This window comes from Desulfovibrio sp. JC022, assembly GCF_010470665.1.
Taxonomy (GTDB): Bacteria; Desulfobacterota; Desulfovibrionia; order Desulfovibrionales; family Desulfovibrionaceae; genus Maridesulfovibrio.
The window spans coordinates 82,183-108,588 of record NZ_VOPZ01000009.1 but is presented as its reverse complement, the minus strand read 5'-3'; the positions used below and the strand labels follow the sequence as shown (position 1 = coordinate 108,588).

The window sequence follows — 26,406 nt, the reverse complement described above, 5'->3', positions numbered from 1 at the left end:
GTGCAATGATAGCTTGCTGGCGTATCCATGCGTGGTTTATTCCAGTTCCAGCTTTGCATAATTCTTATTTAGCTCCAGCCGTAAGTGCTCCTGAAATGCTTTTTCAGTTATCGTCGATTGTTTGTCCTTGAATTGAACACAAGCTATTGTATTCTGTAATTTTTCTTCGTCCGGACGGATGGCGATGATTTCCCCGGTTGCAATCTCTCTGTTCATCAGGTGGCTGACTGTAATCCCTGCCCCCAGTCCGGCTTTAATGGCTGAAACAATGGCCTCGGAGCTGTCAGCAATGAATACAAGGTTTAATTGTTGCGGTTCGCGTTCAAAATGCAGTTTGAACCAACTGCGGAAGAGGGCGATGTCGTCTTTGTAGCCGATAAAATTAAGTTTCTTCAGCTGATCGTAATCAGTCCCATTTACCCGCGCCCGGTAATATTTTTTTGAGCAGGCCAGCACGAATTCTTCACGCACCACTGGCTCAATGGAATAAGCCGAAGTGCCGCCCGGTGTATTCATGAAGAAGGGCAGGATATCGATATAAGCGAAATCCAATTCGCCCTCTGCTACTTTTTCAAAGAGCACTTTGGGTTCGTCCAATTCCAGTTGCATGGTCACTTTCGGATATTTGCGCCGGAATGAGCCGAATACTGGCGGTAAGTAAATTTTCCCGAATTCTATAGGTGCGCCGATGCGTAGCGGGCCGGATGGCATTTCTAGGCCATCATTTATATGGCGGACTCCCTGTTCCAGTTCAGACATGAATCCTTGTACGATTCCATATAATTTTTTTCCTGCGGCGGTGGGAATCAATCTGCGGTTGACCCTTGTGAACAGTTCTGTCTGGAGTTCTTCTTCCAGTTTTTTTAGATGCTGGCTGACTCCGGACTGGGTGATATGCAGTCTTTTTGCGGCTCCGGTGCTGCTTTGTTCATTAAATATGTGAAAGAAGACTTTTAGTCTGTTTAGATCGGGAAGCATGTTTTTTGCCTATTAGTAAGTTTTAGTAATTAAAAAAAGTAGAACTATTAATTTTACTAATTACACCTGCTGCGTTTATTTTTCAAGCATTCAAAGGGCAGATTTTCTGTCCGAACAGATAAGAGGAAAAAGTTTTGAAGATAGGAATTATCGCGGCAATGGAAGAGGAGCTTGCATTGCTGGTCAATAAATTGGACAGGCCGAGGGTGGAAAGTTTCGGGCAGTTCACCTACCACACCGGAAAAATTTACGGGGTGGACGTGGCTCTATTTCTATGCGGAATCGGCAAGGTCAATGCCGCTGTCGGCACTACTCTGTTGCTGGATAAATTTAAACCTGATTACCTGATCAATACCGGGGTGGCCGGGGCATTTCCCGGAAATATCAATATCGGCGATATCGTGGTTTCATCGGAAGTGCGCCATTACGATGCCGACGCCACTGCCTTTGACTACGAAATGGGCCAGATTCCGCAGATGCCAGCAGCATATCAGGCCGACAAGCTTCTGCTCGGATTAGCGCAGAAGGCATGGATTAATGAGGACACCATCAGCGTGCATCAGGGTCCGGTTCTTTCCGGGGATTCTTTTATCCATACCCCGCAGCAGATTTCGCAGATCGAACAGAAATTTCCCGATGTCATGGCTGTGGAAATGGAAGGGGCGGCTATTGCTCAGACCGGCTTTCTGTTCAACGTGCCTTTTATTTTGATCAGGTCCATTTCAGACAAGGTCCACGAGGACGGAAGTAGTGCGGTTTACGAATCCAGCATGGAGGCTGCTGCTGCCAATTCCGTGCGCATGGTATTATCTATGCTTGATAATATTTGATGCGCTGTCGCGCTTTTTGATGAATATATTTCGCCTCCGGCGGCTTAAACCCTTTTTGAAAAAAGGGTTTAAGAATCCCAAAAACTTTTAGTAAGCTTCGCTGCTTTGTTTGAGAGATTGTAATGAATAAAATAGAAAGTTTTAAAATTGATCATACCCTGCTTAAGCGCGGAATTTATGTTTCCCGTCGTGATGAAATCGGTGCTGAAAATATTACAACTTTTGATTTGCGAGTAAAAGAACCCAATAACGAACCCGCCCTTGATCCTGCCGCGGCTCATACGCTGGAGCATATCGGGGCAACTTTTTTGCGCAATCACGCGGAGTATGGTGAGAAGGTTGTGTACTTCGGTCCCATGGGTTGTCTGACCGGATTCTATCTGTTGCTGAACGGCAGGTATGATTCAAAAGATGTGCTGGGGCTGATGCAGGAATTGTTTAAATTCGCTGCTGATTTTGAAGGAGAGGTTCCCGGAGCGTCTGCTGTTGAGTGTGGCAATTACACGCTTATGGATTTGGCGCAGGCCAAGCAGGAAGCCGCAAAGTATTATGCTGAAGTGCTGGATGGGATTGGTTCGGAGAATTTGAATTACCCAATATAATCAGATTGTTTAGAAAGTGCCAGATACAAGGCGCAAAACAAATACTGGAACGATGCGTATAAAGCATACGTGAGTTTCAGTATTTGTTGCAGCAACGAAGTAGATGGTGCTTTATAAACGATCTGAAAAAGAAAAAGCCGTTACAACTAAGTTGTAACGGCTATTCTAATCAAGTGGTGCCGAGGGACAGAATTGAACTGCCGACACGGGGATTTTCAGTCCCCTGCTCTACCGACTGAGCTACCTCGGCGCCGGAGAAAATCTTCTACGTAGATCGTTAAACGAAGTCAACAATTATTTGTAGATTAAATTGCATGGTTGGATCAACTTTCTTTCGATAAGGCGTTCATAACTGCGATTTGAGTTTCTTCACTGAATTCACCCATGATAATATCTTCGATTACATCATGAAGTAATTCTTTGCTGATTTTGTTTTCAGGAATCCAGACGGCATAGTTTTCCATTTCCCTGATGAAAGAAGATATACAATGATCATAGCCATTTAAAGATAGAAAGAAAGCGGCTAAAGCTATGGATGTTCTTTTGTTGCCGTCATTGAAAGCGTGATTCTTGTTGATAGCAAAACTGAGGTGGGAAATTTTATCCAAAAATTCAGGGTAGTATAAATCATTTTTAATATGTTCAAGCACACTTTCCAGGCTTCCGGAATTTAGTATGCCATGGGTCCCACCTGATTCAGAAATTATGTAATCATGGATCTCAACAGCATGGTCCAAGTCAAGGTATAGAACTTTCATGTCTATTTGTCCTTGAGTCTTTTGAATACAGCTATGTTTTCGTCAATGCGCTCTTTAAGGTCTTTACTTTTTTCTCCAAGGAAACGTTCAAAGTCACTTTCGGGAACGCTCTGAATGTAAGCTTCAAGTTTAGAGTGTAATGCGTCTCTAAAACAGAGGTCCCGGCTGGCCATTTTAGATCGCGCTTTAGTAATCAGTGGTTTAAAAGCACGTTGTTTTGCAAAGTCACTAAATATTATGTTGGCTTCCTGAATTGATAATTGGCGTCCTAAAATTTTGGCCTTATTTTCCAGTTCCTCGGCAAGGCCTGCTTCAAAGCTTGCTACTAGGTCAAGCACTTCGGCATACATGGTGGATCGTACTCTTTCTTTGGCAGCTAGATTCAGTATTTTTTTATATTCCGTAGCATTTTCTTTGAAAATACTTTCGTACACAAGGTTTGTATATTTCCCATATTTCCAATTGGGAGCATCGATATATCTATTTACTGCAGCAGTGAATTCTTTACGATAGTTTTCTTCTTGGAATGCTGCGGGGAGGTAGTCTTCATCTCTTTGGTTGATATATTTGGTTCGTCCACCTGATTTGTGGGCTATTGTGTCAATGACGATGCTTAATATTCTACTTCTGATTTCTTTTGCTTTTTCGCTCTCGGTTAGGAGCATTGCTAAGTTGAGAACTGACTTAAAGTTAAATATTCCAAGGGATTGAGTGAACTGACCGACATTCATGTCGGTCAGCTTCGATAAGGCTTTAAAATCTTTAAGATTTTTTCCTTTTAGAAGGGCGTAGCCATTTTTTTCAAGTTCTTCACCGTGGGTAGAAAGATACCTTTCGATAGTGCGGACATCCACTTCAAGAAAGTTAGCAACCTGCTGTTTAAGAAAAACAGGATTGCCTTTCCATTGAAAGCCGACGAGCCCTATGTTTTCTTGCAGTTTTTCAATGGCGAATGGATTATTAAGGATATTTTGTCTGTCTATGCTGGATTGGGTGAGTGATTTTTTTTCAGCCATTGTTTTCTCGAATTGTTGAGCGTGAATATGTTGTCCGAAATATAAATAGTAATTTACCGTAAGTCTACAAAAGCAGAAAGGGCTTCTGAGCGTATTTGCTCAGAAGCCCTTTTTATTGATTTTTTGTTTTTAATTACTTCCCATTCATCTTTTCCAGCACCTTATACAAAGCCTGAGTGCCAAGTTCATCATAACCAAGTGCCATGGCTGAGATGTAGAACTGGTTGACCAGTGCCAGTCCGGGCAGGGAGAGATTCATGCGCTTGGCCTCATCAAGAGCGATACCCATATCTTTTACAAAGTGTTTGATGAAAAAACCGGGGTTGAAATCATCATCCGCAATGCGGCGGCCGAGATTATTGATGGACCATGATCCGGCAGCACCGGAACCGATCACATCGATCACTTCGTTGAGATCCATGCCCGCTTTGTGAGCATAGAGCAGGGATTCAACGGTTCCGATCATGGTTCCGGCGATGAGGATCTGGTTGCACATCTTTGTGTGCTGGCCTGCGCCCGCTTTACCCATGAGTTTGATGTTGCTGCCCATGATTTCAAAGAGCGGGATTACTTCATCAAAAGTTTTCTGATCACCGCCGACCATGATTGCTAGAGTCGCATTACGTGCACCGAGGTCGCCGCCGGAAACCGGGGCATCAAGTGTGCCTACGCCTTTGGCTGCGGATTCTTCAGCAATGCGCTGTGCAAGGGCGGGTTCGGAAGTGGTCATGTCTACGATGATCTTTCCAGAATCGGTATTTGCCAGTACGCCATTTTCACCGAGGATAGTCTGTTCCACGTCAATGGGATAACCGACAATGGTGAAGATGATGTCTGCCTGCTTGGCAACTTCTGCCGGAGAATCGCACCAAGTTGCGCCTTCGGCTACCAGTTGGTCAGCTTTGGATTTGGTGCGGTTGTATACGTAAGCTTCATTGCCTGCTTTGATGAGGTGCATGCACATGGAAGATCCCATGACGCCTGTTCCGATCCATCCGATTTTTATACTCATAAGAATTAGTCCTCTCGAAAAATAACTAATTTAAACTATTAGGGATTCCAAAGGGGATTATCCCCTTTGGCCGCCGGAGGCGAAATGCGATTATCAAAAAGCGCGATAGCGCATCAAGTCAAAGCGTCGCAGACCTGCCGGAGGTAAATTTATTTATAAAGTGCATAGGCCGTAGCTCCGACCATAAGTACGACCATAGATATATTAACTGTATGGCGGATCATTGGTGAACGCAGCATTTTCATAAACGATTCGCCTGCAAAGCACCACAGGGAATGGAAGAGGGCCGCTCCGCAGGTGAAGGTGCCCACAAAGATCAGAATTTCCATGAAGCTGTTTGCGTTCGGGTCGGCGAATTGGGCGAAGGCAGAGACGGTCATGGCATAATGTTTCGGGTTCAGCGGATGCAGGGCCAGACCTTCCACGAATTTGAATGCCTTGGGCTGCCCGGACGAATTGGCCTGCATATTCAAGACCTTCCATGCAAGGTAGAGGATGTAGATCATGCCGCCGACCTTAAGTACCGATGAGACCTGCGGATAGCGCATGAACAGTTCTGCAAGGCCCATGGCAGTCAGAATATCCATGACCATGCCGCCGATGACTATACCGGAAAGGAAAGGGATGGAGCGTTTGAAGCCCACAGCCTGACCAAGAGCCATGGAGGCGATGTTGCCCGGACCGGGAGTCCCGGTCATGACAATAACAAAGATAAGGAAAGCCCAGAAATTTTCTTGCATGAAGATGCCTCCGGCGGCCCTCCGGGAGCTTAAACCCTTTTGCAAAAGGGTTTAAGAATCCCAAAACCTTTTAATAGGCTTCGCCGCTTCGTGTTCGAAATTGAGGTAGAATTGTATGTTTTTGATTGCGTAATTGTATTCATATGCTTGACATTGTATGTAGTCAAATGAAACATTGTCTGCATGACAAAATGGATACCTGAACTGGAAGGAAGTGCGCGGCCCAAGTTCAAGCAACTGGCAGATGCCATTGAGCGTGACGTTTATGCCGGGAAACTCTGTCCCGGAGATAAGTTGCCCACCCACCGTGATCTTGCTGATGATCTGAAGATGAACGTGAGCACAGTTACCCGTGGTTACGCCGAGGCTGAAAAAAGGGGCTTTATCAGCGGCACCGTAGGTCGCGGGACTTTCATCGCTTCCGATGCGATCACGTCATCATCAATGGTGACTTTTGAGCCGCATGCACCGGGCATGATCGAACTGGGCATGGTTAATACTTTCTATGATCTGGACCCGGACATTCAGGACGGTATGAAGCGGTTGACCCGCCGCCGCAATCTGAATGCCTTTCTACGTTACACCGATCCGCAGGGCTTGCCGGAGCATCGTGAAGTTGGGGCGCAGTGGGCCAAGCGGTATAGGTTGGATGCTTCGGCGGGGGATGTGCTGGTCTGCTCCGGTGCGCAGCATGCATTGACCTGCTGCCTGAGCAGTCTGTTCCGGGCCGGGGACCGTATTGCCACTGACGCACTTATCTATCCGGGTATGAAGACTCTTGCCAATATGCTCGGTATCCGCCTGGTTCCTGTTCCCATGGATGATCAGGGCATGATTCCTGAACAATTGGACAGAATCTGCCGCCGGGAAAAAATCAACGGCGTTTCGCTCATGCCCGGAGTGCAGAATCCGACTTCCGGTTGCATGTCTGTGGAGAGGCGGGAGCAGATTGCCATGATCTGCTGCAATCATGATCTGACCATCATTGAAGATGACGCCTACGCACTGACCGTGGAAAGTGACCTGCCTCCGGTTACATCCTTTGCCCCGGAGCGAAGCGTGTTTATTGCCGGACTTTCCAAATCCATAGCCGTGGGGCTGAGGGTGGCCTTTATGGTTGCGCAGGGGGAGCGGTTCAAAGCATTGGCCCACGCCATACTCAATTCCGTGTGGATGACTCCTCCGCTCAATGTTGAACTTATTTCGCAATGGATTCAGGACGGCACCGCTGACATCACCGTCAAGCTCAAACGACAGGCCGCGAGGCGTCGGTTTGATGCGGTTAAGGATCTGCTGGACGGCATGGGGCTTGGGGCGAATCCATCCGGATTTTTTCTTTGGCTTTCCCTGCCCAAGCCGTGGAAAGGGTACATGGTTGAGCAGCGCGCCCGTGAAGCGGGGCTAAATATTTTCGGAGCTGAGAAATTCGCCGTGGGTGGTGGCCCTGTTCCAGCCAATATCAGGCTTTCCCTGAGTGGTCCCAAGGATATTGCCCAGTTGCGTAAGGGGCTTGGGATTTTGCGGGAAATATTTTTCAATTAGCACTTTTTGTATGTTTTCTTTATATGTAATTAGTACATTACGGAGGAATGTATGCAGAAAATCGTAAACACCGATTTCGACGAGAATTCCATTGAGAGACTTGAGTATGATGTCTGGTTTAGGTCTGAGGTGCAAAAAGGGTTGGATGAGTTAAATAGAGGGGAAGGGATTCCCCATGAAGAAGTTATTAGATCAATTAAAGAACTTGGTTATGAGATTGATGAATCGTCTCAAACTAATTGCTAATACTGATCAGTGAATGTAGTTGAGTGATTCATGGGACACATCATCGGAAAAGATATCTACCGCCAACTGGGTGATAAAGTGGACGGAACTACCGTGCGTATGCCGTGGTCCGATTCCATGCGTGAAATGCTTAAGGCCCTTTATTCTCCTGCGGAAGCGGAACTTATTGTACGTATGCCTTACCGCCCATCTTCAATTGAACGAATTTCAAAGTTGACCGGAATGAGCGGGAATGCGCTGCGTCCCATGCTCGAATCCATGTGCAATAAAGGTCTGGTCTGTGACCTGTGGGAGCAGGACCGCTATCTTTATATGATAAGCCCTTTTGTGATCGGCTTTTTCGAATTCACCATGATGCGCACCAAGGGCGAGCTTGATTCCGCCAAATGGGCCGAACTGTTCAATAATTACATGTTCGGGGACAAGTCGTTTTTTGAGGCCAATTTCGGCAACAATGAACAGGTCTCCATCATGCGTGCATTGCCCCATGAAGGCACTATCCGCAATGTGGATCACGTGGAAGTACTTGATTACGAAAAAGCTTCCGCGCTGGTAGGGCAGCAAGACAGGTTTGCGGTCAGCCTTTGTTCCTGCCGCCACGAGAAAATGCACCTCGGGGAGCAGAAGTGCGGAATCGATCTTGAAACCTGTACCTCTATGGGCGAAGCCGCCGATTTCCTGATTCGCAACAATTTTGCGCGCGAGATTTGCCGTTCGGAAATGGACGATATCATGGCCCGCTCAAGGGAACTCGGCTTTACTCTGACTACAGATAACGTGCGCGAGAATGCCGGGTTCTTCTGCCATTGCTGCGGATGTTGTTGTAATTTAATGAACGGGATTAAATATTCCGGCTATCCGGGAATCGTTGTCTCCTCTACTTTTATTGCTGAGGTTGATCTTGCCGACTGTAACGGCTGCGGCAAGTGCGCACGGGCCTGTCCTGTTGATGCGATCAGCATTCATAAAGAAACTGTCCCCGGATCAGATAAACCACGCCGATATGCTGAAATAAACAAAGAGATCTGTCTTGGCTGCGGAGTCTGCGCCCTTAAATGTCCCACCGATGCCTTGCAAATGGATAAACGCGAACAGCGGGTCATCCACCCTGAAGACAGCTTTGAGCGGGTTATCCTGCAAACTCTTGAGCGCGGCACTTTGCAGAACCTTATTTTTGATAACCCAAACAGCCGTAGCGAGGACTTCATGCGTTCCCTGCTGGGCGGATTCCTTAAACTTTCCCCGGTAAAAAAAAGATTGATGAGCGATACGCTTCGTTCACGTTTTCTCAGCGGTTTGCGCAAGGCTACCTCTTAACTGCCGCTTTTCATCGAACTTCATTTCCGAGCCCTGTTTGTACCTTTATTGGTTGCTGTCAGGGTGGATTCTGTTATTATTGAACCTGTCTCATTTCCGGGTTCTTGTTGGTATTTCTAAACCGAACCTATCTCAATTCAGTTCTCCCTTGCCCGGATCAGTTTTTTTATTGAATAAATTTTCTAATCGTACTTGATGTGAAATTGCGAATCTGCAATGCTTTCAAGGTCTTTAATTTTATTTAATTTATAAATAACTGCGGGGTTGTGATTCACAACAAAAGCGAACAAAATTTTCATAAACGAAAATCGTTTAGGTGCAAAAAACATAAAAATGTAAGAAAGTGGTCATTTTTTACATGCAAAATGTTTTCAAATCTGTTAGAAAGCATTTAACCCAGAACTTGATACGCAGGTCCGCCCTTTTAGCGGTCCTTTCGGTTAAACATAAACAAGGCAGGTATGAGAAATGGGTGTAACCAGACTCTACAAAGCAATTTTTGAAATCACCAGAGCTGTTAACTCCAGCCTGGAACCTGAAAAAGTTCTGCACAGCATTGCCGAGAAAGTGGCAACTGAAATGGAACTGAAAGGTTGTTTTATCAGACTTCTCGACCGCAAGGGTGAAACCCTTAAAGCGGACGCATCCTACGGTCTGAGCGAACGTTACGAAAAGAAAGGTCCTGTTGAGGTTTCCAAGAGCCGTCTGGATCAGGAAGTTCTTGAAGGTAAGATCGTATCCATTCCCGATGTAAGAAAGGATGACCGTTTCCAGTATCCCGAGCAGGCTGCTGAAGAAGGTCTTTGCTCTCTGGTAGTTGTTCCTCTGACTGCACGCGGCGAAAAAGTAATCGGTGTTCTGCGCGTATACTCCGCTGAGCTCCGCGAATTTTCCGAAGAAGAACTGGACTTTCTCAAATGCGTTGCCGACCTCTCCGGTCTCGCTCTTGAAAATGCCCGCATGTACAGCGCACTGAAGCGTGCAAGCGAACTGGCAAACGATTACATCTACCGCGTCGACGATCTGTAAGACGTGTGAATATAAGGAATTTATAATGAGTAAAGTAAAAGTAGGTATTAACGGTTTCGGCCGTATCGGCCGTCAGGTTCTTAAGACCATCTGGGAAAGACATCGCGACACTGTTGAAGTTGTTGCTATCAACGACCTTTTCGATATTGAAACAAACTCCGCTCTTTTTGCACGCGACACCAACTACGGTAAATTTCCCGCAGAAGTAAAAGTAGAAGGAACCACCATGTACATCGGTTCCGACTACACCATCAAAAACTTCGCAGAACGTGATCCCCGCCGCATCCCCTGGGGTGAGTGCGGTGTAGATATCGTTATCGAGTGTACCGGTATTTTCAGAACCGGTCCTACCGCTGCCCAGCACCTTGAAGGCGGCGCAAAAAAAGTTGTTATCTCCGCTCCTGCAAAGGAAGAAGACATCACTGTTGTAATGGGTGTTAACCACAAGGACTACGATCCTGCAAAGCACACCATTATTTCCAACGCGTCTTGTACCACTAACTGCCTCGCGCCTATCGTTAAGACCATGCACGAGAAGTTCGGTATTGATAAAGGTGTGATGACCACTGTTCACGCGTACACCAACGATCAGCGCATTCTCGACCAGCCCCATAAGGACCTGCGTCGCGCCCGTGCTGCTGCTTGCAACATGATCCCCACCTCCACCGGTGCGGCCAAAGCTGTTGCTCTGGTAATCCCCGAAATGGCAGGCCGTTTCGAAGGTTACTCCGTGCGTGTACCAACACCTACCGTTTCCCTTGTTGACTTCGTTGCTGTGCTTAAGAAAGACACAACCACCGAAGAACTCAAGGCTACCCTGAAAGCGGCTGCTGAAGGTGAACTCAACGGAATCATGGGCTACTCTGAAGCTCCTCTTGTTTCCTCCGATTTCCTCGCCGATCCCCGTTCCGGTATCGTCGAAGCGGATTTCACCGTTGTACAGGGCGGTAACCTTGCCAAGGTTTACGCATGGTACGACAACGAATGGGGTTACTCCTGCCGTCTGGCCGACCTGATCGACTACATGGCTAAGTGCGGTATCTAAGGGTTTATCCTAGGATGCTGACCTAATTACAGTATTAAAGGCCGGCAGCGGTTCTGGATGTTTCCGCTGTCGGTTTTAAACCCTTTTCCTGAAAGGGGTAAAACCTCCCGAATATCCGGGTTGTGGATGAACCCGGATTGATGAGATTCTTAAGATTGCCAAGACGGGCGACCTGTTAACCACAAACAGGCCGCCCGTCTTGTTTTTATGCCTCCGGTCTTCCAGCATCTACTTCTGAAATATTGCTTCTAAATCCAGAGTCTTAAAATATTCAATTGTACTGACCAGACCTTTTTCCAGCTGAATGGTCGGTGCCCAACCTAATTCTTTCGCTTTGGTAATATCGGGCTTGCGCTGCTTGGGATCATCTCCGGGCAGCGGCTTGTAGATAAGTTCTGATTTTGATCCGGTGAGTTCAATTACTTTCTCAGCCAGCTCGCGGATTGAAAATTCTGTCGGGTTACCGAGGTTCATGGGACCTGTCACTTCGTCCGGTGTATCCATCAGGGAGAGAAACCCTTCTATCATGTCATCGACATAGCAAAATGAACGGGTCTGGGAGCCGTCTCCGTAAATGGTGATCGATTTGCCGAGCAGGGCTTGAGTGATAAAGTTTGAAACCACACGACCATCATTGGGATGCATTTTTGGACCATAGGTATTGAAGATGCGGGCAACTTTAATATTCACCCGATGCTGACGGTAGTAATCGAAAAACAGGGTTTCAGCGCAACGTTTACCCTCATCGTAACAGGAGCGAGGGCCGATGGGATTTACGCTGCCAACGTAACTTTCCGGCTGAGGATGCACTTGCGGGTCACCGTAGACTTCGGATGTTGATGCCTGAAAAATTTTCGCTCTGGTACGCTTGGCTAGGCCGAGCATGTTGATTGCACCGTGTACGGAAGTCTTGGTGGTCTGCACCGGATCATGCTGGTAGTGAATAGGTGAAGCAGGGCAGGCCAGATTATAAATTTCATCAATTTCCAGATAGAGCGGAAAAGTTACATCATGGCGAATTATTTCAAAATTAGGATTGCCAAGCAAATGGGTAACGTTTGATTTTGTCCCGGTAAAAAAGTTATCAACACAGATAACATCACAGCCCTCATCAAGCAGCCGTTCACAAAGGTGCGCCCCCAGAAATCCGGCTCCGCCAGTTACCAAAACCCTTTTCAGTAAATGCATTTTCAAGCTCCTGAATATTCTATTTCTCTTCTAACCAACATCATTTGCTCCTAGCTTTATAAATCAACTGGAAGCTGAAAGCTACCCGCTCATTTTTGCATAATTTTTAACTGCAAGACTACTCTTTAAAATAGACAATCTTTAAAGTAGGCTATACTTTAATGCCGCTAAAAGCAGTCAGGGAAAGCTCTTACACATTTTCGGCAACATAAGGGGAAGTGATATGTCTAAAGTATATTTTTGGAATTTACGCACCACACGTAAATCTCCACACGCCTTAAGAATGAAAAAACTGCTCAAGCAGTCCGGCTTGAACGCCATCATTGATCCGGGCAATCTGGTGGCCCTGAAAGTCCATTTCGGGGAAAGCGGTAATACCGGATACCTGAACGCCCTAAACCTGCGTCCCATCGTGGATTTCCTGAAAAAAGCAGGTGCAAAACCTTTCTTTACCGATACCAGCACCCTTTATGTAGGTGACCGCGGAGAATCGGTTTCCCATGGCTTACTTGCTGCCCGTCACGGTTACGATCCCAATATTGTCGGTGCTCCGGTTATGTTTGCTGACGGACTGCGCGGGGAATACGAAACAACCATCCCTTATGCAGGAAAACATATTTCTGAAGCCTACGTAGCTGGCATGTTCATGGAAACGGACATGATGGTTACCCTAAACCATGTCAAAGGACACGGGCTGGCCGGATACGGCGGGGCCATCAAAAACATCGGCATGGGCTGTGCTTCCAAGAAAGGGAAAATGCATGTTCATGTCTCAACCGCACCTCATCTGCATCCTGAAAAGTGCACCGGATGCGGGGTCTGTATCACTGAATGTGCAGCCAAGGCACTCGATCTTGACGATGACGGTAAGATCATAATGGGTGGTAAATGCACCGGATGCGGACGCTGCTTCCTTTCCTGTCGATATGGTGCCATTTCCATCGACTGGAAAAGCGATGTGGAAATTTTCACCAAAAGGCTCATCGAGTACAATAAAGCTATTCTGGACCAGCTCAAACGTCCGGCCATGCACATCAACTTTCTTATGAACATCACCCCGGACTGTGATTGCCACGGCTACAGCGATGCGCCCATCTGTCCCGATCTCGGGGTTATGATCTCATCCGACCCTGTTGCTATTGATCAGGCCTCTCTGGATATGATCAACTCGGCACCGCCGCTTTATCCCAGCAGGCTTCCCGATGGGCTCAGTCAGGGTGATGACAAGTTCAAAGCCCTCACCCCGGATACACCGGACTCTTTCGGCCTCAAGTATGCCGAAGAGATCGGACTGGGGTCACGGAACTACAAGCTGGTTACTATTTAGCATAATAAATATGTTCAAAACATAGGGCGCAGTATCTTCATCGATACTGCGCCCTTTTGTTTTGAACAATTTCCAACTACTAACTGTTTATAACTAAACCTTCTTTTTCAAGTAGTTGCATAAGTTCTGCACAATTTGCAGCTACGAAATCCGGGTCTGCTTTCTGAAGTTCTTCTACGGACATACGCCCTGTTGCTACTCCGGCGGTCATAGCTCCAGCCCGCTTCCCTGTTTCAATATCCATGGGATGATCACCGACCATAAGTGCGTTTGATGCATCCACCCCGATTTTTTCCAGAGCCTTGAATAAGTGCTCCGGGTGCGGTTTGACGTTTTGAACATCTTCACGGGAAAGAAAACAACCGGAAATGTCGTTGATTTCCGGGACAAGTTCCCGCACGGCTGAAGCGGTATTGCGAGTGATGATCCCGGTTTTGATTCCGGAATCGCGCAAACCGTTAAGGATATCGCAGGTGAACGGAAAAAGCTTTCCGTTACGGGCCGCTTCCACTTCCATGGTGATAATCAAAAAGCGGCAGCGGGTATGGAATTCTTTTCCCAGATCCGGGTCATCTTCGGAAAGACAGTCGGCTATGAAATCCACCCACTCAAGGGCCGGAACATCATTTTCCGGCAAAGGATGAAGAAAAGCACTCCCCAAGGCCTTTAATCTTTTCTTCATCTCATCGAAATCAATGTTCAACTCGGCCAATGTGCCGTCAAAATCAAAAATTATTGCTTCTATTTTTTTCATATTCCGATAAGTTTTGTACGGTCTTGCTTGCCCAAGTGGTCTTGAACCGATATGAAATCATAACTTAATCAAGCAGATATTCCGGTTGTGAACAGTTTTTCAGGAGTCAATGTGTCCGGTAAATTTGATGTAATTATTGCAGGAGGAGGCCCTACCGGCTCTACTGCCGCCTGTATCCTTGCTGGCAAAGGTTTCAAAGTAGCTTTGATCGATAAGGCCGAGTTCCCCAGAAAAAAACTTTGTGGTGGACTTTTAACCTATAAGGCTACTGAAGTATTAAACAAAATATTTAACTGCGACGTTGATTGCCTTACAAAAAAAGGAATCATCAACTTTGAATCGCCCGAATATTCCATCAATTACCGGGACCATAATATCCGCGATGCGCAGTCATCCATCCCCTTCCGCTTTGTGGACCGGGTGGATTTTGATTACTTCCTTCTGCAAAAAGCCGCAAATGCCGGAGCGCACATTTTCACCGGCGAAGAAATAAAATCGTGCAACTATCAGGACGCGGAAGTAAAAACCGCATCAAACCGAATTTTCAAGGGAAAATACCTCATCGGTGCAGACGGGGTACATTCCACCATCCGCCGCTCCGTGCCATATGATAAGAAAAAATGGCGTGATGATATGGCCTCGACCATTGAGATCATTTTTGATGAAAAGGATTTCCCGCGCAAGGTCACCAAGCCGGAACTTTACATCGGACATCTCCGCGCCGGGTATATCTGGGTTTTTCCCGCCAAAGGAAAAGTTGTCACCGGAATCGGCGCGCTCAAACGCTGCACCACTGATTTCAAAAAAACATATATGGATTTCCTGCGCACTCAAGGCATTACCGACCCGGAATCCCTACATATGCAGGGTTATCCTCTGCCATACGGAAATTTCATGGAGAATCCCTGCTTCGGACGGACCATCCTTGCCGGAGATGCTGCCGGCCTAGTCGAACCGCTCTTCGGCGAAGGCATCTTCTACGCCATCCAGACCGGACGCTACGCCGCTGAATCCATAGCTCGCGGAATTACTGAAAACAAAGCCCCTGAAAAATTCTACCTTGAACGTCTGGAAAAGTACGTATTCCCAGAGCTGCGCTACTCCAACCGTTTGCGCTGGACTCTGTTCTATTCCCAGCCGCTCTTAAAACATATGTCATTTAAGATGATGTTCAAATCCATGCCCAGAATATTGGCCGACATGGTTCACGGGGTACGGTCGTATAAGTTTTTAATGAAGAAAAAATGGGATTAAAAAAAGGGGTGATGTTCATGAACATCACCCCTTTTTACTACGACTTAATCTGCGATAGCAACATCCCGCAAAGCATCAACCCGCAACCGATCAAGCCCTGCGTTGTCAAAAGCTCACCAAGCATCAGCCACCCGGCTAGAGCCGCGAAAACTGATTCCAGACTGAGAATAATTGCCGCGTGCGCAGGCTTTGCTTCCTGCTGGCCCACAACCTGCAAAGTATAGGCTACCCCGACAGACATAAGGCCGCCGTAAAGGATTGGTACAATTCCTGCCCAAATACCTGCAAATGTCATGGTTTCAAACGCGAACGCACCGATAAAACTAAAAACAGAACAGGCTACGAACTGCCCGACCGCAAACTTTACCGGATCCACCTTGGTTGCCAACAGGGAAATCACAACAACATGCCCGGCAAAAAAGACCGCACAAACTAAGACAAGTAGATCTCCCATTTCAATATGAAAGCTTTCGTTAACAGAAAGCAAATACATACCGATTACCGCCAGCACCGCCCCTATCCAAGTGGGCAACCCAGTTTTCTGCTTGAAAAATAATCCCATAATGGGAACAAAAACAACATACAATCCGGTGATGAATCCTGCATTACCGGCCGTAGTATAAACAAGCCCCCACTGCTGAAAAGTTGCACCTAAAAATAATGCCCCACCCGCAATCAGACTGCCCTTAAAAAAACTTCTCTTATCCACTTCCTGATAAGTACCGTCTTTCTTCTTTTCGCGGTCTATGCGTTGAATCAGCGGAATCAACGCCGCAGCACCAAGTGCAAAACGGACCGCATTAAAAGTAAGCGGTCCCATGTAATCCATACCCACCCGCTGGGCCACAAAAGCAGCACCCCAGATAATTGCAGTGATAAGCAATAAAATATCAGCTTTAAAACTTTTGGTGTTCATATGTTCCTTTTCAAAAAAATCCGGCAGAAAGATTTTTCTGCCGGATTGATTAAGCACAATTATTTATTGAAATTATTTATTCAGACTCGATTTCTTCTACAGGCTGGGTCAGCAAGAAATCGCCTTTCTGGATCCAATCCTTGAGCTTGTCTGCAATTTCAAGGGAAATTGAATGACTGGTCAACGGAACGGTGGGAATATCCTTGCCGTTCAGGTTGATGGAACCGGACTTGAGCTCTTCAAGAGTCACGTGGGCGAGGATATTACCTACGCCGTTGGGGTAATCGTAACCGTAATCCTTGACCGGCATCTGGATATCAGCGTCGGATACGCCGGTAAACCAGGCCATTTCCTCGTTCAGGATGGGAATGGGAATACCTACACCAACTGATGCGGTAGTGCCGTATCCGGGGAAACTGAGGCCGCGAAAATAGCGTGAATCCATTTCAGTTACATTATCACTCTTAAGCATGAGTGTTCCAGAGGGAGTCAACGGGATACCGCGTTCATTACGCTGCGGACTCTTAACATGCTGTGTTCCGGCCCCGATGACGTAACCTTTGGCCCCGGCAAGAAAAATTCGTGTGCCCATGCCGATGGTACGCAGATAAGGATCGTTAAAAAGCGGGGAAAGCTGCCCGGCAGTGGCAAAGTTGACATTGCGCTGATTGGGCTTGAGAGGTCCCATGTAGGTGTAGACAGTCCTGCTGGTCATGTTCACCGCGGCATTGTAGTTCTGGTAACAATTGCGCGGATTGAGGATGGTCACGTCCTTGAGATCCTTGAGAGAAACATCTTTTTCAATTTCCCGGCGGGGATAACAATCTGTACCGTAAGCTTTGGCTTTGAGACGCACTGTTTTCCCGGCAATGAGATCTTCAATGACATGCCCGCCGCCGTAAGCAAAACGTCCGGGATGGACTTTGTTCAAAGGATCGTCTTCAGAAGGCTCGGTAACGCCGATGTAGGAATCCACAGCCGCCAGACCGGCGTAAGCGGGAACATTGTTCAGCCAGACCTGTGAAGTCTTCATCAGCGGCGGAACCTGCCCGATATTGAAAAACATACCGGAAGAGCACATGGGAGAAAAAGTCCCGGTGGTAACAACATCTATCTCTTTGGCTGCTTCAACCTTGCCTTTGGAACGGACGATTTCGACCATTTCTTCAGCATTGACGACTACAGCCTTACCTTTTTTGATTCGTTCATTGATTTCACTGATTGTCTTGTTGACTTCAAAGGTAGTGGCCATGGAAAAGACTCCGTTTGGAATTTGGTTACTGGCAAGCCTGACTCAAGTTTTCCACAATACGTTCAAAAGGATTATCCGGGCTGAACCGCCCTGTGCATTTGAGTATAAAGTCAGACGAGCAGAGATTGTGGCTTAAATAGCCTCTGATTGCAATTTTATTTTTTTTAAGGGGTAGATATTATTTTGCGCTACAAAAACGTTTCAGGGGCGAATATGCCTTGGCTTAAGCTATATAATAATGTATAAGAACCTGTGGTCGCGGGGGTTAATGAATTTCGGATTTTTTAAGATTTTTTTTATTTTAATTTCAACAACTTAGAACACCCCTAAAAAATAAATTATTCACGTGAAAGAAGCACTGAGAAATCACCTTTTGAATTCATGCTCAGATTCCGAGCTGACGCGCTGGTTTGACCCCATAAATATCGACATTTCCGACAAGAGCGGAGAAGTTGTAGTTACTTTTCCACACGCTTTTTTCGGGCAGTGGTTCAAATCAAGCATACAGGACCGTTTTGAAGAACAGCTGGGCCAGTTTCTGGGTAGCGGATTCTCTGTATCCTATTCCAATAACGGTTCAAGCCAGACTTCAGTTCAGGAACAGCCTGTCAGCGTCAAGAAAATTGACTTTCCATTCGGGCATAACTTTACTTTTGAAAACTTCCTGATCAGCAAGAAGAACTACTTTCCCCTTGCCTCGGCCAGAGAAGTCACCCGTGTGGACAACGTATCTTTCAACCCATTTGTCATCTGCGGCAAAAGCGGTTCAGGTAAATCACACCTATTAAAAGCCATTGCCAACGAAGTCTGCAAAAATGTCGACCGGGAAAAAGTATTCCTCGGAAACGTTGATGACGTACAGAATATCTACTCTGTTCGTTTCGGCGGAGACGTCATGCGCGCAAGGAATTTTTTCTTTGATTTCGAATACTTCTTTCTTGATGACCTCAAGCAGATCAAAAAATATGAACATTTGCAGCAGGAACTCATCTCCATTTTCAACAACTTTTATGAACATGGAAAACAGATGGTCTTCAGCTGTACGGACAAGCTGGCTTCCTACGACTTTTTGAACAAGAACCTGAAATCAAGACTGGAGTGGGGGCTTATCGTCACCCTGAAAAGACCGGACCTTGAGATCAGGGCCAAGTATGTTCAAAAGCAGTGTAAGCTAAAAAAACTGCCCCTGAGTAAGGACCAGATCCTTACTCTTTCTCAAAGATTTCAGGACTTCAGATACCTGCAAGGTATCATCATCAAACTTTCTGCATTCCGTGAGCTTGTACGCAAGAACATGGATGACCGGGATTTTGAACATATCCTCAGTAACACGGAAGAAAAGGCCGACGAGACCCTCACACCTGAATATGTGATCGAATGCGTGGCCTCTCATTTCAACCTCAAACCTTCCGACCTTACCGGGAGCAAAAGGCACAAGATGACCGCCCACGCACGGCAGGTGGCCATGTACCTTTGCAGGGAACTTTTAGGTATATCCTATCCCGCCCTGGGCCGGACATTTGGAGGAAAAGACCACTCTACTGTTCTTTATTCTGTTAAAAAAATACAAGAATTACAACGAGATGATAAGGTTTTGAAAAGACTGTTGATAGACTTGAAGAATAAGTGTCTTTTGCGTGTCTCAAACTAGGAAAGTTCAAATTGCATGTAGATATGTTACTTAAATACAACATTGATTGTGCAAAAAAAATCCATTAATTTAAATCAGTTAACTACAATAGAAACATACGAACCGACCTTATTAAAAATACAAGGAGAATATATATGTATTTAAAGGTGAATAGGGATGAAGTGATCGAAGGGTTACAGAAGTCTGCCAGCATCATTCCCGCCAAAACAGGTGCTGCGTATCTGCGCACCATCTGGCTGAAAAGTGAGAGTGGAAATCTGCGCATCATGTCCACTGATTCCAATCTGGAATTCTGCGGAACATATCCGGCTGAGATTGTGGAAGAGGGTCTTGCCGGTGTGCAGGGACGTGCTTTCTATGATCTGGTCCGCAAGCTTCCTTCAGGAGAACTGACCATCAAGAACGATGCAGACGGTTCTTCTATTCTGGTGGAGCAGGGTTCCAGAAAATATAAACTGCCGGTGAACGATCCTACCTGGTTTCAGAAATTCTCCGATTTCCCTTCAGAGGGAGCTGTATTCTGGTCCGGTGATTTCCTGCTGGAGATGATCGAAAGAATCGCCTTCTGCATCAGTGATGAGGACAGCATGGAAGCCATTGCCTGCATGAACATTATCCCTTCTGCTGATGAGAATGGTAAGTTTGTGGAAGTATGCGGCTTGAATGGACACCAGTTCGCACGCCTTAAATTCATCAATGATGACATCCATTCTATTCTCCCTGAAGAAGGAATCCTCATTCAGAAGAAATATCTGGTTGAACTGAAGAAGTGGCTCACCGAAGATGAGATTGAACTCAGCCTCAGTGAAAAGCGTCTTTTCTTTAAGACTGCTGACGGTAAGGAAACTTTCAGCCTTCCACTTAGTTATTACCAGTATCCCAACTACAAGAACTTTCTTGCCAAGCTGGGTGATGACGATGTTTCCCGTATGACAGTGGAAAAATCCGAGCTTTCCATGGCTCTGGATCGTATCTCCATTTTCAATACTGATTCCAACCGTTGTGCTTCTTTCCTGTTCAACCCCGGTGAGCTGGTGCTCTTTTCTCAGGGGCAGGAAGTGGGTACCGCAACAGAATCCATGGAAATCGAATTTGCAGGTGAAATGGAACGCATTGCTTTTCCCACCAAGAACCTCATTGAGATCCTTGGACACTTCCAGTCCGATAAAATTAATTTCACCCTGACCGGATCCGAAGCACCTTGCGGCGTAACCGGAAATGATGACAACGAGTATCTCGTTATCGTCATGCCCATGAAGGTTCAGGAAGAGACCTACTACAGCGAGGAAGACGTTTAATGGCTCCTAATCAAGATTACAGCGCGGAATCGATTACCGTCCTAGAGGGTCTGGCTGCGGTTAGAAAAAGACCCGCCATGTACATCGGTTCCACCGATATCAGGGGGTTGCATCACCTTGTTTACGAGGTGGTCGACAACTCCATCGATGAAGCCATGGGTGGCTTCTGCTCCAAGTTCAAGGTCACCCTGCATATGGATAACAGTGTAACCGTATCCGATAACGGCCGCGGTATCCCTGTTGATATCCATCCCAAAAAGAAAAAGCCGGCCCTTGAAATCGTTATGACCGTGCTCCACGCGGGCGGTAAGTTCGATAACGATGCCTATAAAGTTTCCGGCGGTCTGCACGGAGTTGGTGTTTCTTGCGTAAACGCCCTCTCTGAGCATCTTGAGGCCACGGTTCGACGCGGGGGCAAGATGTATCGCCAAAGTTACGAGAGAGGGGTTCCTACGGGCCCTCTGGAGTGCATTGGTGATGCAGTTACCACCGGTACCACCATTCGTTTCCGTCCTGATGAGGAAATTTTTGAAACCAACCAGTTTGATTTTAACGTCCTCAGAAAACGGTTCCGTGAACTGGCTTACCTGAACAAAGGGCTTGAGATTGAGTTTTTGGATGAAAGGACAAATGAAAGTGCCAGTTTTAAAGCTGACGGCGGTATTGTTTCTTTTGTCGAAGATTTGAACAAAGGGCAGACCACAGTCAGTGATATTATTTATGCCGAGTCCGAAACCGACAACGTGATCACTGAACTGGCTATTCAGTACAATACTGCCTTCAAGGAAAACACCCATACCTTTGCCAACAATATCCGTACCGTTGAGGGCGGAACACATCTGGCAGGTTTCAAGGGTGCGCTGACCCGCGCCATCAACACCTACATCCAGAATTCTGATCTGCCTAAAAAGCTTAAGATCAAACTTTCCGGTGATGATGTGCGTGAAGGCCTCACTGCGGTCATCAGCGTAAAACTGCCTGAACCGCAGTTTGAGGGCCAGACCAAGACCAAACTCGGTAACTCCGAAATGGTCGGTATTGTGTCCGGTATGGTTTACGACAAGCTTTCCTCTTATTTTCAGGAGAACCCCAAAGACGCCAAATCTGTAATTGAAAAGGTGGTTGATGCGGCCCGTGCAAGGGATGCAGCGCGTAAGGCACGTGATCTTGTACGCCGTAAGGGTGCTCTTTCCGACCACTCGCTGCCCGGTAAGCTGGCTGACTGCCAGTCCAAAGACCCCAGCGAAAGTGAACTGTTCATTGTTGAGGGTGACTCTGCGGGCGGTTCTGCAAAACAGGGCCGTAACCCCAAGCATCAGGCTATCCTTCCTCTGCGCGGTAAGATCCTGAACGTGGAGAAGACCCGTTTTGACAAGATGCTCGGTAACAAGGAAATCCGCGCTTTGATCACTGCCATGGGTATCGGTATCGGTCAGGAAGAAGGTGAGAAGGATTTTGATAAGCTGCGTTACCACAAGGTCGTTATCATGACTGATGCGGACGTTGACGGATCTCACATCAGAACCTTGCTGCTGACTTTCTTTTTCAGGCAGTATGAAGAGCTTATCCAGCGCGGGCACCTCTATATTGCCCAGCCGCCCCTGTACCGCATTGCCAAGGGTAAATATGAGAAATTCATCAAGGATGATCCGGAATTGTATTCCCTGCTTATCCAGCGGGTAGCCAAAGATATTACCATCAAGACCGAATGCGGTCAGGAATATCATCAGGAATCACTCGTTGAATTGCTTGATGACATCCGTTTTATCAAAGACAAAATCGGGGAAGCAGCCAACATGGGTATTTCAGATGCCCTGTTTGCCAATCTGGTCAGCCTTGATGAAAAGATGACTCCTGAAATGTTTGCTGACAGCGATCCGCAATCTTTTGTCTCCAAGATGGAAGAAGTCGGTTACAAGGTCATCATCGAGCGTGAAGAGACTGAAACAGAAGGCGAAGCCCGCGTTTACGTTATTTTTGAAAACGAAAACGGGCACCGCAACAGATTGGCGGTTGAATTTTTCAACTCCAAGCTGTTCAGAAATACCTATGACCGTAACCGCAAGATTGTTGATGATTGTGAAGGAATTGATTTCAAAATCACGCGCGGTGAAAATGAAACCGAAGTCAGGGGTATTTTTAAATTGCTCGATGGCGTAATGGAAGAGGCCTACAAAGGTATCAATCTCCAGCGCTACAAAGGTCTGGGTGAAATGAACCCCGAACAGCTCTGGGAAACCACCATGGATCCCGATAAGAGAACCATGCTTCAGGTGACCATTGAAGACGCATCCGGTGCCAACGACATCTTTGAAGATCTCATGGGTGACAACGTTGAGCCGCGCCGCGAATTTATTGAAAAGAACGCTCTGGCAGTTCAAGAGCTTGATATTTAATTCGGAGAAATAATGTCTCAAATTACGATTGAAGAAGAGCTTAAGAAATCGTACCTGGAGTACTCCTTAAGCGTAATTATAGGCCGTGCGATCCCTGATGTAAGGGACGGGCTGAAGCCTGTACACAGGCGTATTCTTTACGCCATGCACGAGCTTGGAAACAGTTACAACAGGGCTTACAAGAAATCCGCCCGTGTTGTAGGTGACGTAATCGGTAAATATCACCCGCACGGTGACTCTGCTGTTTACGATGCCTTGGTCCGTATGGCGCAGGAATTTTCCATGCGCGATCCGCTTGTTGACGGTCAGGGTAACTTCGGTTCCATTGACGGCGACGCCGCAGCGGCCATGCGTTACACCGAAGCAAGGATGTCCAAACTCAGTTCCGAGTTTCTGGCCGACCTTGAGAAAAAGACTGTCGATTTCCGCGACAACTACGATAACTCTTTGCAGGAACCTTCTGTCCTGCCCACCAAGGTGCCCAACCTGCTGCTGAACGGTACTTCCGGAATCGCGGTCGGTATGGCTACCAATATTCCGCCTCACAATCTCGGCGAACTGATCAACGGTACCGTACATCTGCTTGATAACCCCGAGTGTGAGATCGAAGACCTCATGGGCCACATCAAAGGACCTGACTTTCCCACCGGAGCACTTTGTTTCGGCGGAAAAGGTCTGCGTGAGGCTTATCTGACCGGACGTGGTTCCATCAAAATTCGCGGTGTTGTGAATATTGAGGAGAAAAAGAACGGCCGCCAGTCCATTGTCATCACCGAAATTCCCTATGCCTTGAATAAATCCAGCATGGTTGAAAAAATCGCCCAGCTGGTGGGTGAAGGTAAAATCGAGGGTGTTTCCGATCTGCGTGACGAATCCGACCGTAAGGGTATCCGCGTTGTTGTTGACCTGAAGAAGGGCGCAATCGCAGATATCATCATTAACTCCCTGTACAAATTCACCCAGCTGGAACAGAGCTTCGGCATCAACATGATGGCTGTTAATGCCAACCGTCCGCAGCTGATGAATATTAAGCAGATTCTGGCTGCATTTCTTGAGCACCGCCGTGAGGTTATCATTCGCCGTACAAGGTTTGACCTTGATAAATGCGAAAAACGCGCTCACATTCTCGAAGGTCTGCGCATTGCGTTGGATAACATCGATGAAGTGGTCAAGATTATCCGCGCATCCAAAAACGGTGATGAAGCCCGTAACGGACTCATGGACAGATTTGAACTTTCTAAGGTTCAGGCTCAGGCTATTCTGGATATGAGATTACAGCGTCTTACCAACCTTGAGCAGGAAAAACTTCTTGAAGAATACGCTGAAATTCTCAAGAAAATTGAATACTTCAAGTCTATTCTTGAAAACGAAGAAGTACTTAAAGGCGTTATCCGCGATGAGCTGGTTGAGATCAAAGATAATTACGCTACCGAGCGTAAGACCGTACTCATGGATCACAACCCCGATGATATCGACATCGAAGATCTGATCCCCGATGACGATGCGGTAATCACTCTTTCCAGACGCGGTTATATCAAGCGTACCCCGCTTTCCAATTATCAGAAGCAGAAACGCGGCGGTAAAGGTATTGCCGGTGTTCAGACCAAGGACGGGGATTTTATCCACACCTTCCTGACCACCTCCAACCACCAGTACCTGCTGCTGTTCACTTCTAAGGGTAAGATGTTCAAAATCAAGGTTCATCAGGTTCCCGAAGCAAGCCGCATTGCCCGTGGCGCGCATATTGCCAACCTGTTGCCTCTTGAGAAGGACGAGACCATTGCCACTGCAATGACTATGCGTGAATTCGAAGAAGAATGCTTCTTCCTGTTCGTTACCAAGAACGGCATGGTTAAACGTTCTTCCATCGCCCTGTACCGCAACTGCCGCCAGTCCGGTATCCGTGCGGTGGCTCTGAAAGACGGCGATGAGCTGATTACCGTGAAAGAGGTAAACGCTGATTCCGAGGCCGTACTGGTTACCAGAAACGGTACCTCCATCCGCTTCAGCTGCCAGGATGCCCGCTCCATGGGCCGTGTAGCCAGCGGTGTTAAAGGAATCGCTCTTCGTCCCGGTGATGAAGTGGTTTCAGGAGTTGTAACCGGTGATGAAGATCGTATACAGCTGCTGACCATCTCTGAAGGCGGTTACGGTAAACGTACCGATATTGAACAGCACCGCTTACAGACCCGTGGCGGTAAAGGTATCATCAGCATGAGGGTGACCACCAAAACCGGCAAGGTGCTTGGTTCAATCATGGTTTCCCCTGATGATGAAGTTGTCCTGCTTACTTCCGGTAACAAGATCATCCGCATGGGCGTGAAGGATGTATCTCTTGTAGGCCGTGCTACTCAGGGTGTTCGTCTTGTTCGCATGGATGACGGTGACCATGTTGTTGGTTTTGACCTTGTTCAGGATGCAAATGAAGAAACAGTTTCCGAACCTGAAGGTGAAGAATCCGCATCATGAAAAGATGTTTGATCATTATAATCACATCCCTGCTGCTTATGGCGCAGGGATGTGATAAACCGAGTGATAACACATCAGAGGTTATCGATAAGGCTCGGTCAAATTTCATCAGTGGCTTTTATGTTGATTCCGAAAAAGGGTTTGAAAGGTATTTGCAGGATAATCCGCAGGGAGAGCATCGTTTTGAGGCCTGGAATTATCTGGTAAAAATCGCCGCTGAAGTCCGTCACGACAGTGACCGCGGGGCCGCGATACTTGAAGCCATGTATCTTGAGTTCGGGCATAAACCGGAACTTGCTTCGAGCATGAAGCGTAATCTGGCTGAAATGTATATTCGTACCGGGCAGTATAAACCGGCCGTAGAGGCACTTGAAAAGAGCCTTGAATATTCAGACCAGCCGCAGGAGCAGCTCGATTCAACCCGGACCATGCTGGCCGAGACTTTCCGTAAACTCAGGAATTACGATCTCGCTATCTATACTTACAATGACATAGCCAAAACTACCGATAATAAAGTTACAAAGGCTCGCGCGCTCTTTGAAATGGCCCATACCCTGACCCTTATCCAGGCCTGGGAAAGGGCGGAATCAGAGCTGGAAAAGTTGCTTAAAATGGATGATGTTCCCGAAGATATCCATGCAGAGGCAGCTTTCATGCTCGCTGATATCTATGAAGACCGTCATGAATACCGCCGTGCCGCTGAATTGCTGGAAAAGATTTTGGATACTTATCCTAATCCTTACGCGGTCAGGTATAAGCTGGATTATTTGAAGAAGAAGTTTTGAT

Annotated in this window: 23 protein-coding genes and 1 tRNA gene; 14 read left to right on the top strand and 10 right to left on the bottom strand. The window is 46.9% G+C overall.

What is annotated here, in order from left to right; genetic code table 11:
* Positions 1-36 precede the first annotated feature (36 nt).
* Entirely contained in the window at positions 37-978 is a 942-nt protein-coding gene (locus FMS18_RS15825) for a LysR family transcriptional regulator (protein ID WP_163295654.1), read from the bottom strand.
* A 134-nt stretch (positions 979-1,112) separates the two neighbouring features.
* Here FMS18_RS15825 and FMS18_RS15820 point away from each other — a divergent pair, with 134 nt between their 5' ends.
* Positions 1,113-1,808, top strand: a complete 696-nt coding sequence (locus FMS18_RS15820) for a 5'-methylthioadenosine/adenosylhomocysteine nucleosidase (protein WP_163295653.1) — start codon at positions 1,113-1,115, stop codon at positions 1,806-1,808.
* 122 nt (positions 1,809-1,930) lie between these two features.
* Entirely contained in the window at positions 1,931-2,410 is a 480-nt protein-coding gene (locus FMS18_RS15815) for an S-ribosylhomocysteine lyase (protein WP_163295652.1), read from the top strand.
* 174 nt (positions 2,411-2,584) lie between these two features.
* On the opposite strand, the gene FMS18_RS15810 is transcribed toward FMS18_RS15815, so the two are convergent.
* The 5 genes from FMS18_RS15810 to FMS18_RS15790 form a co-directional block, all read right to left on the bottom strand.
* Positions 2,585-2,660, bottom strand: a tRNA-Phe gene (locus FMS18_RS15810).
* A 73-nt stretch (positions 2,661-2,733) separates the two neighbouring features.
* Positions 2,734-3,168: a type II toxin-antitoxin system death-on-curing family toxin gene (locus FMS18_RS15805; protein WP_163295651.1), complete on the bottom strand. Its 435-nt coding sequence runs from the start codon at positions 3,166-3,168 to the stop codon at positions 2,734-2,736.
* Positions 3,169-3,170: 2 nt separating this feature from the next.
* The gene (locus tag FMS18_RS15800) at positions 3,171-4,184 is read right to left on the bottom strand and encodes a DNA-binding protein (protein WP_163295650.1); all 1,014 of its coding nucleotides are present in this window, start codon (positions 4,182-4,184) and stop codon (positions 3,171-3,173) included.
* A 133-nt stretch (positions 4,185-4,317) separates the two neighbouring features.
* The gene (locus FMS18_RS15795) at positions 4,318-5,196 is read right to left on the bottom strand and encodes an NAD(P)-dependent oxidoreductase (RefSeq protein ID WP_163295649.1); all 879 of its coding nucleotides are present in this window, start codon (positions 5,194-5,196) and stop codon (positions 4,318-4,320) included.
* Between the two features lie 149 nt (positions 5,197-5,345).
* On the bottom strand, positions 5,346-5,936 hold the full coding sequence (locus tag FMS18_RS15790; protein ID WP_163295648.1) for a LysE family translocator: 591 nt from the start codon (positions 5,934-5,936) through the stop codon (positions 5,346-5,348).
* A 183-nt stretch (positions 5,937-6,119) separates the two neighbouring features.
* Here FMS18_RS15790 and FMS18_RS15785 point away from each other — a divergent pair, with 183 nt between their 5' ends.
* From FMS18_RS15785 to gap, 5 genes are all read left to right on the top strand, one after another.
* Entirely contained in the window at positions 6,120-7,478 is a 1,359-nt protein-coding gene (locus tag FMS18_RS15785) for a PLP-dependent aminotransferase family protein (protein ID WP_163295647.1), read from the top strand.
* A gap of 51 nt (positions 7,479-7,529) precedes the next feature.
* The gene (locus tag FMS18_RS15780) at positions 7,530-7,724 is read left to right on the top strand and encodes a hypothetical protein (RefSeq protein ID WP_163295646.1); all 195 of its coding nucleotides are present in this window, start codon (positions 7,530-7,532) and stop codon (positions 7,722-7,724) included.
* Positions 7,725-7,754: 30 nt separating this feature from the next.
* Positions 7,755-9,041 carry an ATP-binding protein gene (locus FMS18_RS15775; protein WP_163295645.1) on the top strand — a complete coding sequence of 429 codons (1,287 nt, stop codon included), beginning with the start codon at positions 7,755-7,757 and terminating at the stop codon, positions 9,039-9,041.
* Positions 9,042-9,509: 468 nt separating this feature from the next.
* Entirely contained in the window at positions 9,510-10,070 is a 561-nt protein-coding gene (locus tag FMS18_RS15770; protein ID WP_163295644.1) for a GAF domain-containing protein, read from the top strand.
* Between the two features lie 25 nt (positions 10,071-10,095).
* Entirely contained in the window at positions 10,096-11,115 is a 1,020-nt protein-coding gene (gap, locus tag FMS18_RS15765) for a type I glyceraldehyde-3-phosphate dehydrogenase (RefSeq protein WP_163295643.1), read from the top strand.
* A gap of 228 nt (positions 11,116-11,343) precedes the next feature.
* On the opposite strand, the gene FMS18_RS15760 is transcribed toward gap, so the two are convergent.
* On the bottom strand, positions 11,344-12,303 hold the full coding sequence (locus FMS18_RS15760; RefSeq protein WP_163295642.1) for a UDP-glucuronic acid decarboxylase family protein: 960 nt from the start codon (positions 12,301-12,303) through the stop codon (positions 11,344-11,346).
* Between the two features lie 223 nt (positions 12,304-12,526).
* Here FMS18_RS15760 and FMS18_RS15755 point away from each other — a divergent pair, with 223 nt between their 5' ends.
* The gene (locus FMS18_RS15755) at positions 12,527-13,630 is read left to right on the top strand and encodes a DUF362 domain-containing protein (protein ID WP_163295641.1); all 1,104 of its coding nucleotides are present in this window, start codon (positions 12,527-12,529) and stop codon (positions 13,628-13,630) included.
* A gap of 79 nt (positions 13,631-13,709) precedes the next feature.
* On the opposite strand, the gene FMS18_RS15750 is transcribed toward FMS18_RS15755, so the two are convergent.
* Positions 13,710-14,384, bottom strand: a complete 675-nt coding sequence (locus tag FMS18_RS15750; protein WP_163295640.1) for an HAD family hydrolase — start codon at positions 14,382-14,384, stop codon at positions 13,710-13,712.
* A 111-nt stretch (positions 14,385-14,495) separates the two neighbouring features.
* Between FMS18_RS15750 and FMS18_RS15745 the strand changes: the two genes are divergently transcribed.
* The gene (locus FMS18_RS15745) at positions 14,496-15,638 is read left to right on the top strand and encodes an NAD(P)/FAD-dependent oxidoreductase (RefSeq protein WP_163295639.1); all 1,143 of its coding nucleotides are present in this window, start codon (positions 14,496-14,498) and stop codon (positions 15,636-15,638) included.
* Positions 15,639-15,675: 37 nt separating this feature from the next.
* Here FMS18_RS15745 and FMS18_RS15740 read toward each other — a convergent pair whose 3' ends face one another.
* Positions 15,676-16,554: a DMT family transporter gene (locus tag FMS18_RS15740; protein ID WP_163295638.1), complete on the bottom strand. Its 879-nt coding sequence runs from the start codon at positions 16,552-16,554 to the stop codon at positions 15,676-15,678.
* 76 nt (positions 16,555-16,630) lie between these two features.
* The gene (locus FMS18_RS15735; RefSeq protein WP_163295637.1) at positions 16,631-17,806 is read right to left on the bottom strand and encodes a homocysteine biosynthesis protein; all 1,176 of its coding nucleotides are present in this window, start codon (positions 17,804-17,806) and stop codon (positions 16,631-16,633) included.
* Between the two features lie 373 nt (positions 17,807-18,179).
* Between FMS18_RS15735 and FMS18_RS15730 the strand changes: the two genes are divergently transcribed.
* From FMS18_RS15730 to FMS18_RS15710, 5 genes are all read left to right on the top strand, one after another.
* Positions 18,180-19,457 carry a DnaA/Hda family protein gene (locus FMS18_RS15730; protein WP_239061066.1) on the top strand — a complete coding sequence of 426 codons (1,278 nt, stop codon included), beginning with the start codon at positions 18,180-18,182 and terminating at the stop codon, positions 19,455-19,457.
* Positions 19,458-19,591: 134 nt separating this feature from the next.
* A complete protein-coding gene (gene dnaN / locus FMS18_RS15725) occupies positions 19,592-20,755 on the top strand; it encodes a DNA polymerase III subunit beta (RefSeq protein ID WP_136674681.1) in 1,164 nt (387 codons plus the stop codon).
* Positions 20,755-23,151 (top strand): DNA topoisomerase (ATP-hydrolyzing) subunit B, encoded by a 2,397-nt coding sequence (gyrB, locus tag FMS18_RS15720; RefSeq protein WP_163295635.1) that lies wholly within the window; start codon positions 20,755-20,757, stop codon positions 23,149-23,151. Before dnaN ends, gyrB begins: the two co-directional genes overlap by 1 nt.
* 12 nt (positions 23,152-23,163) lie before the next feature.
* Entirely contained in the window at positions 23,164-25,620 is a 2,457-nt protein-coding gene (gene gyrA, locus FMS18_RS15715; protein ID WP_163295634.1) for a DNA gyrase subunit A, read from the top strand.
* The gene (locus tag FMS18_RS15710) at positions 25,617-26,405 is read left to right on the top strand and encodes a tetratricopeptide repeat protein (protein ID WP_163295633.1); all 789 of its coding nucleotides are present in this window, start codon (positions 25,617-25,619) and stop codon (positions 26,403-26,405) included. The genes gyrA and FMS18_RS15710 overlap by 4 nt, the downstream gene beginning before the upstream one ends.
* Position 26,406 lies beyond the last annotated feature (1 nt).